11 protein-coding genes are annotated in these 14494 nt (G+C 47.9%); 5 read left to right on the top strand and 6 right to left on the bottom strand.

Going from position 1 to position 14494, the window contains the following annotated elements; translation table 11 throughout:
* The first annotated feature begins 332 nt into the window (after positions 1 to 332).
* The 3 genes from QCB44_RS01620 to QCB44_RS01610 all read left to right on the top strand — a co-directional run bounded on the left by QCB44_RS01620 (position 333) and on the right by QCB44_RS01610 (position 3666).
* A complete protein-coding gene (locus QCB44_RS01620) occupies positions 333 to 1130 on the top strand; it encodes a DUF4395 domain-containing protein (RefSeq protein WP_279407585.1) in 798 nt (265 codons plus the stop codon).
* A 267-nt stretch (positions 1131 to 1397) separates the two neighbouring features.
* A complete protein-coding gene (locus tag QCB44_RS01615; RefSeq protein ID WP_279407584.1) occupies positions 1398 to 2438 on the top strand; it encodes a type IV pilus twitching motility protein PilT in 1041 nt (346 codons plus the stop codon).
* A gap of 64 nt (positions 2439 to 2502) precedes the next feature.
* Positions 2503 to 3666 carry a PilT/PilU family type 4a pilus ATPase gene (locus tag QCB44_RS01610; protein ID WP_279407581.1) on the top strand — a complete coding sequence of 388 codons (1164 nt, stop codon included), beginning with the start codon at positions 2503 to 2505 and terminating at the stop codon, positions 3664 to 3666.
* 61 nt (positions 3667 to 3727) lie between these two features.
* On the opposite strand, the gene uvrB is transcribed toward QCB44_RS01610, so the two are convergent.
* Complete coding sequence (gene uvrB, locus QCB44_RS01605; protein WP_279407579.1) at positions 3728 to 5773, bottom strand: excinuclease ABC subunit UvrB; 2046 nt, start codon at positions 5771 to 5773, stop codon at positions 3728 to 3730.
* Between the two features lie 156 nt (positions 5774 to 5929).
* On the opposite strand from uvrB, the gene QCB44_RS01600 reads away from it, so the two are divergent.
* Positions 5930 to 7111: a pyridoxal phosphate-dependent aminotransferase gene (locus QCB44_RS01600; protein WP_279407577.1), complete on the top strand. Its 1182-nt coding sequence runs from the start codon at positions 5930 to 5932 to the stop codon at positions 7109 to 7111.
* A 4-nt stretch (positions 7112 to 7115) separates the two neighbouring features.
* Here QCB44_RS01600 and QCB44_RS01595 read toward each other — a convergent pair whose 3' ends face one another.
* Entirely contained in the window at positions 7116 to 8048 is a 933-nt protein-coding gene (locus QCB44_RS01595; protein WP_279407575.1) for a DNA ligase, read from the bottom strand.
* Complete coding sequence (locus tag QCB44_RS01590; protein WP_279407573.1) at positions 8045 to 8302, bottom strand: helix-hairpin-helix domain-containing protein; 258 nt, start codon at positions 8300 to 8302, stop codon at positions 8045 to 8047. The genes QCB44_RS01595 and QCB44_RS01590 overlap by 4 nt, the downstream gene beginning before the upstream one ends.
* A gap of 249 nt (positions 8303 to 8551) precedes the next feature.
* On the opposite strand from QCB44_RS01590, the gene QCB44_RS01585 reads away from it, so the two are divergent.
* Positions 8552 to 9673, top strand: a complete 1122-nt coding sequence (locus QCB44_RS01585; protein WP_279407572.1) for a Wzz/FepE/Etk N-terminal domain-containing protein — start codon at positions 8552 to 8554, stop codon at positions 9671 to 9673.
* Positions 9674 to 9770: 97 nt separating this feature from the next.
* Here the strand turns inward: QCB44_RS01585 and QCB44_RS01580 are convergent, their stop codons facing one another.
* The 3 genes from QCB44_RS01580 to QCB44_RS01570 all read right to left on the bottom strand — a co-directional run bounded on the left by QCB44_RS01580 (position 9771) and on the right by QCB44_RS01570 (position 14408).
* Positions 9771 to 10799 (bottom strand): Wzz/FepE/Etk N-terminal domain-containing protein, encoded by a 1029-nt coding sequence (locus QCB44_RS01580; protein ID WP_279407570.1) that lies wholly within the window; start codon positions 10797 to 10799, stop codon positions 9771 to 9773.
* A complete protein-coding gene (locus tag QCB44_RS01575) occupies positions 10799 to 13294 on the bottom strand; it encodes an SLBB domain-containing protein (protein WP_279407568.1) in 2496 nt (831 codons plus the stop codon). Before QCB44_RS01575 ends, QCB44_RS01580 begins: the two co-directional genes overlap by 1 nt.
* Before the next feature lie 154 nt (positions 13295 to 13448).
* Positions 13449 to 14408, bottom strand: coding sequence for a hypothetical protein (locus tag QCB44_RS01570; protein WP_279407566.1), 960 nt, complete (start codon positions 14406 to 14408; stop codon positions 13449 to 13451).
* Between the last annotated feature and the right edge of the window lie 86 nt (positions 14409 to 14494).

The raw sequence follows: 14494 nt of genomic DNA, 5'->3' as shown, positions 1-14494 counted from the left end.
CGAATTGTCCACGACTGTTTTTTTGGCCTAAGGAACCTCTGCCTAAGGAATATCTGCTTAAATCAAAGGTTCCCTAACATCCAAACCCAGAAACACCCGTTAAAAAGTATCAAGCTGTTTTACATATACATACACTTGAAAAAGGAGTAACATCAAACGTTAAAAAATCTGGTTAAACCACCACCTTCCATCAGGCCACCTCCTGCTCAGCGGCCCCAACAAAAAACCGAGCATTACACTAAGCAATTTTATACTCACATAAATAGATCGGATTTTTCTTATATAACCATCCTGTGATATGTTTTATTTCCATATTTCAAAGAGGGAATATCATGCTGAACACTGTCGTCGATACCTTCAAAAACCTCTGGTTCCGTGATACCAAAGAAAAACCGGTCTTTATCAATGATACTGCGGTCAGAATTCGCGCCGGATTCTTACTGTTTATCCCTATCTACATGCTCTACACGCTTATTGATGTGGTGTATGGCTCTACTTGGGTAGTGGACGGCAACACTGCGGTCGACACCTATGAACTCAACTGGGATGACCAAATTATCTATGCGGTCGAGGCGGTAAGACGAACTTACGATTACACGATTCAAACCTGGGTACTTTGGTACGCCCTGTTTGAAATGATATCAGGCATGTTTGTCACAACTTCGCGCTTATCTCCAACCATCCTGATTGCCAGCTTTTTAGCCAAAAACCATAAAGCGGTATGGAAACCTCTGGTTCCTAAACGTTTTGCCTGGTCGCTGGGTTCCACGTTTATCGTCACCTGCCTGATCTTCTTCAACCCTGAAGTATTCGCCAACTGGATGAACGACTGGTTCAGTACAGAGATTCCCACCACCTATAACTACATGCCCTACTGGATCCCGCTGTATTTGGTCTGGATCTGTCTCGGCTTTATGTGGCTGGAAACCGTCCTCGGCTTTTGTGTTGGCTGTAAAATCCACGCACTTCTCGTATGGCTGAAACTGATTGAAGAACCATGCGAAGCGTGCAACAACATCGACTGGGAAGAGATCGAGCGCCGTCATAAAGAACGGCGTGAAGAAGAACGACGAGCTGAAGAGCGCCGCGAATCACAAGAAAATGGCGACAACCCGAAACAATCCGTCTAACTCACTTCCTGCTCGTCGCTTCTGTTGGGGCAGCGCCATAAAAAGGCGGCGCCCCTCAGCATGCCTTCCCTACCTTTTCCGCTTTTTCGCTTTTTCGCTTTCCTTTCTTGCAGCCTATGGTCCGCTTCCTCGCCTCGACGTTGGGCGCTTTCTTTTTTCACGCAAACTTCTATATAATAGATTTTACCTAGCGGCTATTTACACCAACAAAGGATGGCCTACGGGTTCCGAATTCCATGCCATTCCGCTTTGAGGAAACATACCATTATGGACGTCACTCAACTCCTAGAATTCAGTGTAAGCCAAGGCGCTTCCGACTTGCATATTTCAGCCGGGCTGCCTCCGATGATTCGATTGGACGGCGACGTCAAGCGTCTCGACACACCGCCGTTGGATCATGAAGAAACGCATAAAATGATCTACGACATCATGAACGACGAGCAACGTAAAACCTTTGAAGAACACCACGAACTGGATTTCTCTTTTGAATTGCCGAACATCGCGCGTTTCCGTACCAATGTGTTTATGCAAAACCGCGGACTGGGAGCGGCATTTCGTACCATCCCCAGCAAGGTACTGACTCTGGACGACCTTAAAGCACCGGAAATTTTTAAAAATATTGCCGAAACCCCACGCGGGATTGTGCTGGTGACCGGGCCAACGGGTTCGGGTAAGTCGACCACCCTGGCGGCGATGATCGACTATCTGAATGAACGCAAAAACTCACACATTTTGACCATTGAGGACCCGATCGAATTCGTACACACTTCCAAACGCTGCCTGATTAACCAGCGTGAGGTCCACCGCGACACCCACAGCTTCTCCAACGCCCTGCGTTCGGCCCTGCGTGAAGACCCGGATATCATCTTGGTCGGGGAGATGCGTGACTTGGAAACCATCCGCCTGGCTTTGACCGCCGCGGAAACGGGGCATTTGGTCTTCGGTACTTTGCACACCAGTTCGGCCGCCAAAACGGTCGACCGTATTATCGATGTCTTCCCTGCCAACGAAAAAGCCATGGTCCGAGCCATGCTTTCCGAGTCGCTGAAAGCGGTTATCTCGCAGACGCTTTTGAAGCGCATCGAAGGCGGACGCGTAGCCGCCCATGAAATTATGATCGGCACCGCCGCGATCCGCAACCTGATTCGTGAAGACAAAGTGGCCCAAATGTACTCGACCATCCAAACCTCTAACCAACTGGGGATGCAAACCCTCGACCAAGACCTCAAGCGTCTGGTCAATGCGCGCATCATTTCGCTGGAAAACGCTCGCACCAAGGCTGTAAACAAAGACACCTTTATGAGCTAAAACTGGGTTATGGCTGAACGAAAGCCCTTGAATCGATACCCTTTGAATATGACCGGAGGCCCTCATGTCAGATGCCGTAAAAGAAGAACTGCATAAGCTGCTTATCTATTTTTCAAAACAGGAAGGATCGGATCTGTTTTTGACGGCCGGACGTCCGGCGGTAATGAAAAAAGACGGTAATTTCGTTAATGTCACCGATGATAAACTGACCCCGGCCATGCTCCACGAGTTGGTCAATGCGATTACCAATGAACGCCAGCTTGCCGAGTTCCATGAAACCAATGAATGTAACTTTGCTTACCACATTGCCGGGACCGCGCGTTTCCGTGTCAATATTTTTATCCAGCGCGGCACCCCAGGCTTGGTCATCCGCGCCGTCCGCACAGAAATCCCAAGCTTTGAGAGTTTGGATCTTCCGCCGGTGATGAAAGAGCTGATCATGTCCAAACGCGGCATGATTTTGATCGTCGGGGGAACCGGTTCGGGTAAATCCACGACGCTCGCGAGCTTGGTCGATATCCGCAACGAGAAAACCAGCGGCCATATTATTACCATTGAAGACCCGATCGAATTCGTCCATTCGCACAAAAACTGCATCATCACCCAACGTGAGGTCGGGGTGGATACCGAAAGCTATGATGCCGCCTTGAAAAACACGCTGCGCCAGGCTCCGGACGTCATTTTGATTGGGGAGATCCGTTCTGACGATACCATGGATCATGCGGTCGCGTTTGCAGAAACCGGGCACTTATGTTTGTCTACTCTGCACGCCAACAACACCAACCAGGCGTTGGACCGTATTATCAACTTCTTCCCTCCGATCCAACGTAACCATGTCTTGATGGATCTGTCCTTGAACTTGCGCGCAATTATTTCGCAGCGCCTAATTCCAAGCCTCGACGGCGGTCGCGTCGCCGCTGTGGAGGTCATGATCAATACGCCGCGCATGCAGGACCTGATTTTTAAGGCGGATATCAGCGGAATCAAAAAACTGATGCAGGATTCCGAAGATCAGCAGATGCAGACCTTCGACAAGGCGCTGTTTGACCTGTATGAAGCGGGGAAAATCAGCTACGAAGAGGCACTGCGTAATGCCGACTCAATGAATAACCTGCGTTTGAAAATTAAACTGGAAAGTAAGCTGCCGCTGCCGAAAATGGCCGAGGAAGAGATCATTAATGCAGATGGAAGCGAAGGTTTCCGCGTGCAAGATGATACGGAAGTGTAAGACATGCTCCTCAAAACTGGGCAGGCCTGCTCAGTTTTGCGCCCCCTCTCTATCCAAACGACTAAGACTGCTGTTTGCCTAAATCGCCCACACCAACCATTTTACCTTTCAGCGTTTTGATCTGGTCGCGTAACATAGCGGCCTCTTCAAAATCCAAATCCTTAGCCGCTTTATACATGGCTTTTTCCAGCTTCTTGATCTGACTCGCCAATTCCGCCGGCTTCAAGTGCGCCATGTCAGGATGATAATGTGCGTCGGATTCTGCGGATTTTTTCGCTGCAGCCGGGCGACTGGCTTTGCCGGCGTACGGGGAATCCTCCAGAATATCGCTGACTTTTTTATTCAGCGCCTGCGGGGTGATGCCGAGTTTTTCATTGTGTTGGATCTGCTTGGCACGGCGGCGCTCGGTTTCATCAATCGCGGTTTTCATCGAACGGGTAATTTTATCCGCATACAGAATGGCTTTACCGTTGACGTTACGCGCTGCACGCCCGATCGTCTGAATCAGGGAGCGGTCGGAACGCAAAAAACCTTCCTTATCGGCATCCAGAATCGCCACCAAGGAGACCTCCGGAATATCCAACCCTTCCCGCAACAGGTTAATCCCTACCAGTACATCAAACTCACCCAAGCGCAGGTCACGGATAATCTCAATCCGCTCCACGGTGTCGATATCGGAGTGCAGATAACGCACCCGCACCTGATGATCTTCAAGATATTCGGTCAGATTCTCCGCCATACGTTTGGTTAGCGTGGTCACCAGAATACGTTGATCCAACTCGACGCGCTGCTTGATTTCGCCGAGCAGATCATCCACCTGAGTCAACGCCGGACGCACTTCGATTTCCGGGTCCAGCAGGCCGGTCGGACGCACCACCTGTTCGACAATTTTGGAACAGTGTTCGGCTTCGTATTTACCCGGTGTCGCGGAGACAAAAATCGTCTGCGGCATCAAACGTTCAAACTCCTCGAACATCAACGGCCGGTTATCCAGCGCGGAAGGCAAGCGGAAACCGTAGCCCACCAGATTTTCTTTACGTGAACGGTCGCCTTTGTACATCCCCCCTACCTGCGGAATGGTCACGTGGCTTTCATCAATCACCAGCAGCGCATTTTGGGGAAAGTAATCCATCAACGTCGGCGGCGGTTGTCCCGCATCGCGCCCGGAGAGATAGCGCGAGTAGTTTTCGATGCCGGTACAGTAACCCAACTCCAGCATCATCTCGATATCGAGTTTGGTACGCTCTTCGAGTCGCTGCGCTTCCACCAATTTATTCATCGAGCGCAATTGCTCCAAACGCGCTTTGAGCTCTTCCTTGACCTGATCCACCGTCTGCAATACACGTTCCCGGGGCGTTACATAGTGCGATTTAGGATACACGGTGACCCGTGTCGGCCGCGCGATCACCTCTCCCGTCAACGGATCGAACCAGGCCAGACTTTCCACCTCGTCGTCAAACAGTTCAATACGCACCGCATACTCTTCGGCCTCCGCCGGAAACACGTCGATGACATCGCCGCGCACCCGGAAGGTTCCGCGCCACAGTTCGATGTCGTTGCGGTTGTACTGCATCGAGGTCAGGCGGCTGAGGATGTCGCGCTGAGAGATCTGGTCGCCAAGACGCAGTTGCAGAATCATTTTCAGGTACATTTCCGGATCCCCCAAACCGTAGATCGCGGACACGGTGGCAATCAAAATCACATCCTCGCGTTCCATTAAGGCTTTGGTCGCAGAGAGCCTTAATTGCTCAATCTGCTCGTTGACCGAAGAGTCTTTGGCGATATAGGTATCGGACGCCGGCACATAGGCTTCCGGCTGATAGTAGTCGTAGTAGGAAACGAAATACTCCACCGCATTGTTCGGGAAAAAGCCTTTCATTTCACCGTAAAGCTGTGCCGCCAAGGTCTTATTGTGGGCGAGAATAATCGTTGGGCGCTGCACCGTTTGCACCACATTGGCAATGGTAAAGGTTTTACCGGAACCGGTCACCCCCAACAGGGTTTGGTAGGCCTCACCATCCTCCAGTCCTTCAACCAATTCCGCAATCGCCGTAGGCTGATCGCCGGCAGGCTGATATTGTGATACCAACTCAAATGCTTTTGCCACGATAAAATCCCGTTAAATGCTTATAAAATCGGTTAAAAACCAGCTTAAAATCCAGTAAAATGACAATTTTATGACCTCGGCAGAAAAACACGCCGAACACTGCAAATAAATTGCAATATTATACAGGCTTCCACCCTATTTCGAGAGAAACACTACATGGCAACCCTATCTGATCGCGTCAATCGAGTAAAACCTTCCCTGACCCTTGTGATTACCGCCAAAGCGGCCGAACTGAAACGTGCCGGAAAAGATATTATCAGCCTTGGTGCCGGCGAACCGGATTTCGACACGCCGGACCACATCAAAGCGGCCGGAATCAAAGCCATTCAAGAAGGACAAACTCGTTACACCGCAGTGGATGGAACCCCAGAATTGAAAGAAGCCATTATCGCTAAATTCAAGCGTGACAATCACCTGGAGTATGCCGCCAACCAAATTCTGGTCTCATCCGGTGGTAAACAAAGTTTCTTTAACCTCTGCCAAGCCGTGTTGAATGACGGCGACGAAGTGATCATTCCAGCGCCTTACTGGGTTTCTTATCCCGATATGGCCTTATTGGCGGGTGGCGTACCGGTGATTGTGGAAGCCGGTATTGATCAAGGCTTCAAAATCACCCCAGAACAGCTGCAAGCGGCCATCACCGCTAACACCCGCATGGTCGTCATCAACAGTCCATCCAACCCGACCGGGGCCGTTTACTCAGCCGATGAACTGAAAGCCTTGGGAGAGGTGTTAAAACAGCATCCGGACGTGATTATCGCCTCCGACGACATGTACGAGCATATTCTGCTGGGGGATATGCCATTTACCAACATCCTGGAAGTCTGCCCGGAGCTTTACGACCGCACCGTGGTCATGAATGGAGTGTCTAAGGCCTATTCGATGACCGGCTGGCGTATCGGCTATGCTGGCGGACCGGCAGATATCATTACCGGCATGCGCAAAGTGCAGTCGCAAAGCACCTCTAATCCATGCTCGATTTCACAGGCGGCTTCGGTCGAAGCGCTGAACGGCTCCCAAGCGTGCATTCAAACCATGCTGGCGGAATTCAAAAAACGCCACGAATATGTGGTAGAGCGTGTTAATCAGATTCCGGGCTTTAAATGCATTCACGCCGACGGCGCCTTTTATGCGTTTATGGATATTTCCGAAGCCATGAGGATCAAAGGGTTTGAAACCGATACCGATTTTGCTTCAGCATTATTGGAAGAACAATTGGTTGCAGCCGTACCGGGCTCAGGGTTCGGAGCAGATAAACATCTGCGCATCTCCTTTGCCACCAGCATGGAAAATCTGGTGAATGCACTGGATCGTATGAATGCGTTTATGAAGGCTTAGTCGGTTAATCGACTCTATCTTCACGAATTCTCAAAAACACCGGAAATCTGGGCAGGCCTGTTTTGGTCAGCCCGGAATACTGAAAGGTGATTAAAGCACCAATCTGCGGAGGCAGTTTTCTCTCCGCATCACTCAAGCCGCTACCGATTTTAATGATTCTTTGATCTGCGGATAGCTGATTAAACTCCCCGTCAGTCAAACGGCATAATAACGCCCCCACCTGGCCTGTATACTTACCGTTTCCCAGCGTATACCCCCTGACCGTACATTCTGCGTCCTGTTTTAATTTTACCTTTAACGCCTGATCGGATCGGCCAACAGCATAAAGTACCTTTGGGTTTCTGACCACCAAGCCTTCTCCACCCGAATGAATCACATTCTGTAAGGACTGCTTTACGTGATCATTATTCCGGACTGGCACCTGCTCAATGATGTGCAAGTAAGGCGCCGGAAAACGGCCTAAATAGTCTTCCAATACCGATAAACGTGCCAGAAAGCCTCCAGATTGATTTGGCACCTCAAAAATGTAATAGCCTAATTCCCTCCAGCCATCATGTGGTTCAAGCCGATTAACGATCGCAACGGTCTCGGAAAACTTCCCCCTCCCTAACCACAGTTCGCCATCCAATGCAAAAGGTGGAAAGTTTTGAGTAAACCAGGCGGGCACAGCAAACCGCTTACCTTGACGGCTGATTAAATATTTTCCATCCCAATAAGCACGCACACCATCAAGCTTTTCACTCATCAGCCAACCAGTTATATCCTGTTTTTCATTATAGTGCTTCAACAGCAATAGCTTAGGTGGTTCACCAGAAATTGGGGCAGTATCATTTGCTAATAATGCAGCAGCCCAAAAACAAAAAAGGCCCGGTAAAACCACCAGGCCTGTCCAAATTCGAGATTTCATAAAGCTCTCAACAATTTCTATCAACTTCATTTTTCAAAACGAAGATCGCTTTTGATTTTTTCCAGCGTCTTCTCTCCAATGCCTTTTACGGCCAATAAATCTTCCGGTTTGGAACAAGACATTTCTTTGCAATAGGTAGAAATCGCCGCGGCTTTGGCCGGTCCAATCCCCTTTAAAGCCGAAGCAATTTCATCTGGCGACGCCGTATTCACATTCACCGGACTTGCATAAGCACTAACAGAAACGATGAAAGCACCAATCAATACCAAGATTTTATTCAACATCTTAATTTCTCCAAGCTAAAAAAATAAAGTACTACAAAGTACGTACTTAATACTAATAAACTTTTATCATAAAAGCAAAACTCTTAAACAGCCACTTTCAGAAACTAGAATTTTGTTAATCACACCAACTTGAAGAAGATAAAAAAGGGATAAATCCACACAAAAAGGCCATATGTAGTAGAATTTCCTACACTGATTTTCTGAATATACATCGGAAATTTGCTAATACACACAGACTGGAATTACTCAATGAGTCAAGAAAACCAAGCCCCTTCTTTACCAGCCTCTAACAACACATATAACGATGAAATAGACCTGTTTGAACTATGGAATGGAATACTCCAAGAGAAATGGACTGTCATCATCAGCTTTCTTGCTGCCACCCTCCTTGCATTGCTATATGCCTTTACAGCCACGCCTGTCTATAAAGCAACCGCTTATTTCCTTCCGCCTTCTGTCGAAGACGTGCAAGAGATGAATGCGTTAAACCTTGTAACCGGCAGTGATTTCTATCAACCAGAAGAGGTGTATAAGAACTTTATTGAACACTTGAGATCTCGTGATGTCAGTCAAGCTATTTTCAACCAATTCAATCTGATTTCCCTATACCAGCCGGACTTTGAAAAAAAAGCTAAAAACGAGCAAGATGCCATTCGAAACATAGCCTTTGAAACATTTTCCAGCGACATCAGTGTGCACACACCTAAGAAAAACAGTACCAGCAATGAAGTTTCAATTGACCTTGCATTAAAACGTTCCCCTCAAGAAACGGCAGACATCTTGAATGAACTGGTGCGACTTGCACAGATAAAAACAGCTCAGCAATACCTTAAGGATATTCAATCCGAACTGAATATCCGCAAACAGCGTCTGCACGATAGAATCGCCAGCCTAAGAAAAATTGAAAAAGAGCGCCGTCTGGATCGAATTGCCCGGCTTGAAGAAGCGGCTAACATCGCCAGATCATTAAATCTGGCCGATCCATTGTCCGCCGGCCCACAAATCAATGTTCAAGGTGTCGCCAACCAAGGGCTGCCAACCTACTATCTGGGCTATAAACTACTCGAAGCCGAATTAAACGCGCTTAGAAAACGGGAAAATGACGATCCATTCATTAGCCAGTTGCGCGGCCTGCAACAAAACCTAACCGAGCTACAAGAACTTAAGCTCGATGTAAACAAATTTGCCGTGGTCACAGTGGATCAATATGCCATACCGCCAGCCTCCCCAGCCAAACCCAAAAAAGCTCTGATTGTGGCTGTTGGTGGGGTTTTAGGTCTGATGCTGGGTGTCTTTATCGCCCTGATCAGAAGAGCAATTAAAAACCATCAAAACCCTGTATCCATCAGCCAAGTCCAATTAATAACATAAAGGCAAAATAAAAAGCCCCGCACCTTTAAGATAGCGGGGCTTTTTTATTATCTCTAATGCAACAAACTGCCCAAGAGAAATCTCTCAATCTATTTTTTTAGCTTTTTAAATCGTCTAATACTTTATTTTGCGCTCGCCAATTCTGAATCAGCACAATAAATACAGACAGCATCAGGCCTAATACAAAAACCACAGCGACTATCAGCCCTCGTTTGGGCTTGGATTTCTCTTCCGGAACCACCGCCGGATCAATCACCTTAAATACAAATTCTTCGTGGGTTTTCGCTAGGGTAATTTTCTTGACGTGCTCTTCTATCAGTCCAAACAGAATTTCACGCAATTCAACCAGATTCGTCTGCTGAATCTGTTCTTGCAAGTATTCAATCGTTCTCTGCGATTTCTGAATGGTCTCGTCGCGTAATTTGGCATTCAGCTCCTTAACCAACTGATTGGCCCACTGCGCCGCCAAAACGGGATCGTACCATTCTACCGACAGAGTAATCGCAGCCGTTTTCTTATCCTCACTGACCTGAAGAATACCTTGGTTAAAAAGTTTATAAGCTTCCCAAAGAGAGGGCTCGCCAGGACTCAATTCCTCTTTCCCCGGGTAAGACGGCGTTTTCTTCGAAGTGTCAATGCCTGCCAGGGCTTTCAGCCTTGTGCCCCAACCTTCCGACTCTACCCGCCACTGCTTCTGATCGGCATCCCATTGCTCATAAAACAACACCGGTTTGAGCTCATGTTCGGTAATAAAACTATTGATAAAGCGTCTGGACTTTAAAACACTGATCGCTTCCTGGGTCATATCCCCGCCAGCCTGAGGCAGCTCTATGCCGGCCATACTCGCTAAACCACCATATTTTGAAGCGAGTGATGACAGCCCGCCGCCGGAACCGGAATTGACAGGCACCATGAGCACTTTAGCCTGATACTGATTGGGAATCTGTAAAGCGATCACCGCTGTGACCATGGCCAGCCCTAAGCTAAACAGGATAATGAACCATTTTCTTTTAGCGAGTACCGAAAACAGTTCCACTAAGTCGATTTCATCACTCTGATCAATCCCTGAATAGCAGGCCTGCTGGGTTTCATTTAGCCTTGATTGTTTTTGCAGTGACTCACTCATCAGTCAAACACCCCAATGGTCTTCAAGGTTGCCGCAGACACAGCAAAATTTGCCAAAATCTTAGACACATTGGTCCAAGTAATAATCGGATTGATGCGTTCTACATCCATGGGCACCACAATGGTGTCTCCCGGTAGAATTTCCAGATTTTCATCGGTACTGAACCAGCCCAGCTCTAAACGCTCAATCGCACCGTCACCGTGTACCACGTAAATGGAATCGCTGTCGGCACGCTTGGTCAGTCCACCGCTCATCGCGATATAATCGGTGGCGCGTTTACCTTCTTCATGAATCACCGAAATGGTGCGTGATACCTCACCCATAATCACCACTTCATTAGAACGTTTGGGCACATACAGCACATCTTTATCGCGCATTTCCACCTTCATCGTCGAGGCATAGCGAGCCGGGTTATCCGGATCCAGCCCTACAACCAAGCGACCAATCGCCGGGGTTTGCTTGATCTTTTCAATCAAGGATTCCCCCATTGCAATCATCGCAGGGCCATTATTATTTTCCATAATACCGGCATCACGGCGTGCCGCCAGTAACAGGTTTTTCTCAAGCTCCATTGCCAGTTGCTGCAACTCCCGTTCTTCCTGCGCTTTTAACTGCTCGCGGATAAAAATCGCGTTTTCAGGTGCAGCCCATTCGCTAAAGCCTCCCGCACGCTGTAAAACAGACTCCAACGTTTCACCTGGTGCAATCGTATAGGTTCCAGGGTAACGCACTTCCCCTTTAATCGTGACTTGGTGTGAGGCGTCCGACCAGTCCGACACCTGCTTGATGCTTAACTGATCATAAGCTTTGAGCTTGAAGTTATTCTGCTCATCACCTTTCAGGGCCTGCATCAGGTTAAAGTGAATACGCTCTACCTCACGCTTCTCACCATCCACAATGTCGTAACGAACCAAATCCGTACCATTCAGCATGGCCTGTTCTTTAAGTCCTCCTGCGGCACGAATCAAATCATTGACACGATCCGAATCGCCTAACGGGTACACGCCAGGAAAACGCACCATACCTGACACCGAGGCGATACTGGCGCCATTTTCGGACGTAGCCTGTTGATACAGTTTGTCTAAAATACGGCCTACCAATTCTCTTCTAGCCTCACCATCATCGCGATCCAGTACAAACACCTGATCCTGAGGCCATAAAATCACATCAGCCGCCGTGCCTTTACGAATCGCATTCCAATCAGCATTGACCACCTCATAAGGTGCGCCTACCTGTTTCTGGCGCAGAATGACCAGATAGCTTAAATCAGCCTCTCTTTCAAAATCTTCGTACCCTTCCAGTAGCTGCCCCAGGGTTAATCCTTTTGACCACTGATATACTCCAGGATGCAGAACCTTGCCATTCAATTCTACAACCCTATTAAGCACATCGGAAACGCGCTTTATTTCAACCTCATCGCCATCAATCAACTCCACCGAACGTACATCGCTCACTGCCAAATCAATACTTTTAACTACTGACAGCCCATTATGCTCAATCCGCGTAATATTAACACCTGAAGTCAAGGCGGTCGGCTTCATGCCCCCGGCTAAACGCATGGCATCAGCTAAGGTCTTTTCATTTTTTAATTCATAAATCGCTGGACGCTGCACTTCACCACGCAGAGTCACCAGATTACCGGCGGGTGGAATAAAAACGGTATCGCCCGGCTGTAAGCGGGCATCATCTTGGGTATCGCCATGCACCAACAGATCATATAAGTCCAACGTAGCAATCAGTTTGCCTTTTCGCTTAAGCTGAATGTTTCGGTAAGAACCAATCTCTGAAATCCCGCCACTGACATACAACGCGTGCGTCATCGTCGCCATACCACTCACCAGATAAGATCCCGGCGTTCTCGATTCGCCCATCACAAAAATGCGAAACGAGCGCAGTTCCCCCATGGTAATGCTGGCATTCACCCCCATCCCCAAGCTTTCGATACGTTTGATCAGGACGGACTTCGCTTCGGAAAAGCTCAAGCCAGCCAGGTTCACCGGACCAATTTCAGGAAAATTAATCTGCCCGTTTCGATCCAGAACCAGCTCGTAAGCGTTATTTTTAGCGCCGTAAAGCTGAACCTTCAACTGATCGCCCGGCCCTAAAATATAGTCGGTTGGTACCGGGATATCGTTAACCGGCGCAAAGGTGGTGGGCTGACCGGCAAACAACTCCGCACCAAAACGTTTTAGAGGTTGAACTCCCACTTCATAAACTGTGTCAACACCATTGTCCTGAAGCTCTTCATCGTCAGTCAAAAGAGGTTTAACCGTATCGACAAAAGGCTCGGTAGCCTCTTCCTGCTTTAAATTGCCCTTGAGAAGACCCGAACTCAGGCCCTGTGAGTCCAGCAATTTTTGTTGCTGCTCCTTCGGCAATGATTTAAATAAATCGATTTGGTCCTGATCAAGCTTAGGCACAGCCGCATGAACCTGCCAAGAAATCAACACCAAAAACCATAATGCCACTGTCGGAAGACGAAAACTGAATCGCATTGTTAAAAACCTGATAAAAACCGTCGAATTTAAAATCAATAACAGAGTATAAGCATTTTTTGTGACAAAAACCCACACAACCCTAATTTTTTTAGCGCATTGCAAAAAAAAAAACCTCCCGAAGGAGGTTTTTAATCAAGCCATTTAACAACCATTAAATAGTCTCGGCACCCGTATCTGTTCCAGTACCAGTTAGATACTCCACTTCATCATTAGAAATAAATGAATCGTCCGAAACGTCAACCGGCGTGATGCTAGGAGCTGTTTCTAGCACAGCTTCTACACTTGTTTCAACATCAGTCTGCACGGTTTGAGCAGAAGTTGCATCCAAAGTAGCCACGGCATTGATGTCATCGATGATCTGAGAAGTTTGATTAACGATTTGAGTTGATTTATTCGCTAAAGTATCGGCATCCTCAGACGAAACACCCAAATCTGTTGCTACATTGGTAATAGTCTGAGTTACAAATGCTACATCAAAAGTCGTTGAACCAGCCGCAATTGCGTCAGCAATCGCTGCCGTTACCAAATTACTGTATGTTGTTTCTGCTGTGGCAGCATCAACGGTCTCAGTTGTAGCGTAATCAATCAAACTGGTGATTGATGAAATAACATAAACCAACGCCTGAGATGCGGCATAAAGGGTTTTATCTGTAGCAGGATCTGCAGAAAGATCAGCATCTTCGGCCAGCCCCAGGAACGAACGCACAGCTGCTGCATCGCCTGTTGCCTGCACCAAAGTTGTTAATGGAGTAACCGCTGTGGCACCTGGAGTCGCTTTAAGAATACCATTAAAGGTTGCCCCCGTAGCCGTATCCGTACCACCTTGAGAGACGATGACATAATCTGTTCCCATAGAAGCCGGAACATTCAACGTGAACGCACCATTTTCATCCGTTAACCCTTCAGCAGCAACGTCTGTATCTGCATCGTATTGACTGTTTCCATTAAAATCTGCAAAAACAAATGCATTTTGCAAATACCAGTCCACCACCGATCCGCTTTCTGTGTTCGTATCCAAATCCGAACCACTACTGCTACTGCTAAAACACCCAGAAAGTCCCGCAATTGCCGTTGAAGCAAACATGGCCAAAACAATTTTTCTCATCTTCATAATGATCCCCTTCCGATTAAAATAAAATACAAATTACCAACAATGCCAAGCATTTAATACTTATGAATTACACCCACTTAAATACA

The sequence above is a fragment of the Thiomicrorhabdus sp. zzn3 genome, from assembly GCF_029767755.1.
Lineage (GTDB): Bacteria > Pseudomonadota > Gammaproteobacteria > Thiomicrospirales > Thiomicrospiraceae > Thiomicrorhabdus.
Note: the sequence above shows the minus strand (reverse complement) of the source record. Positions and strands in the feature narration are given on the sequence as shown.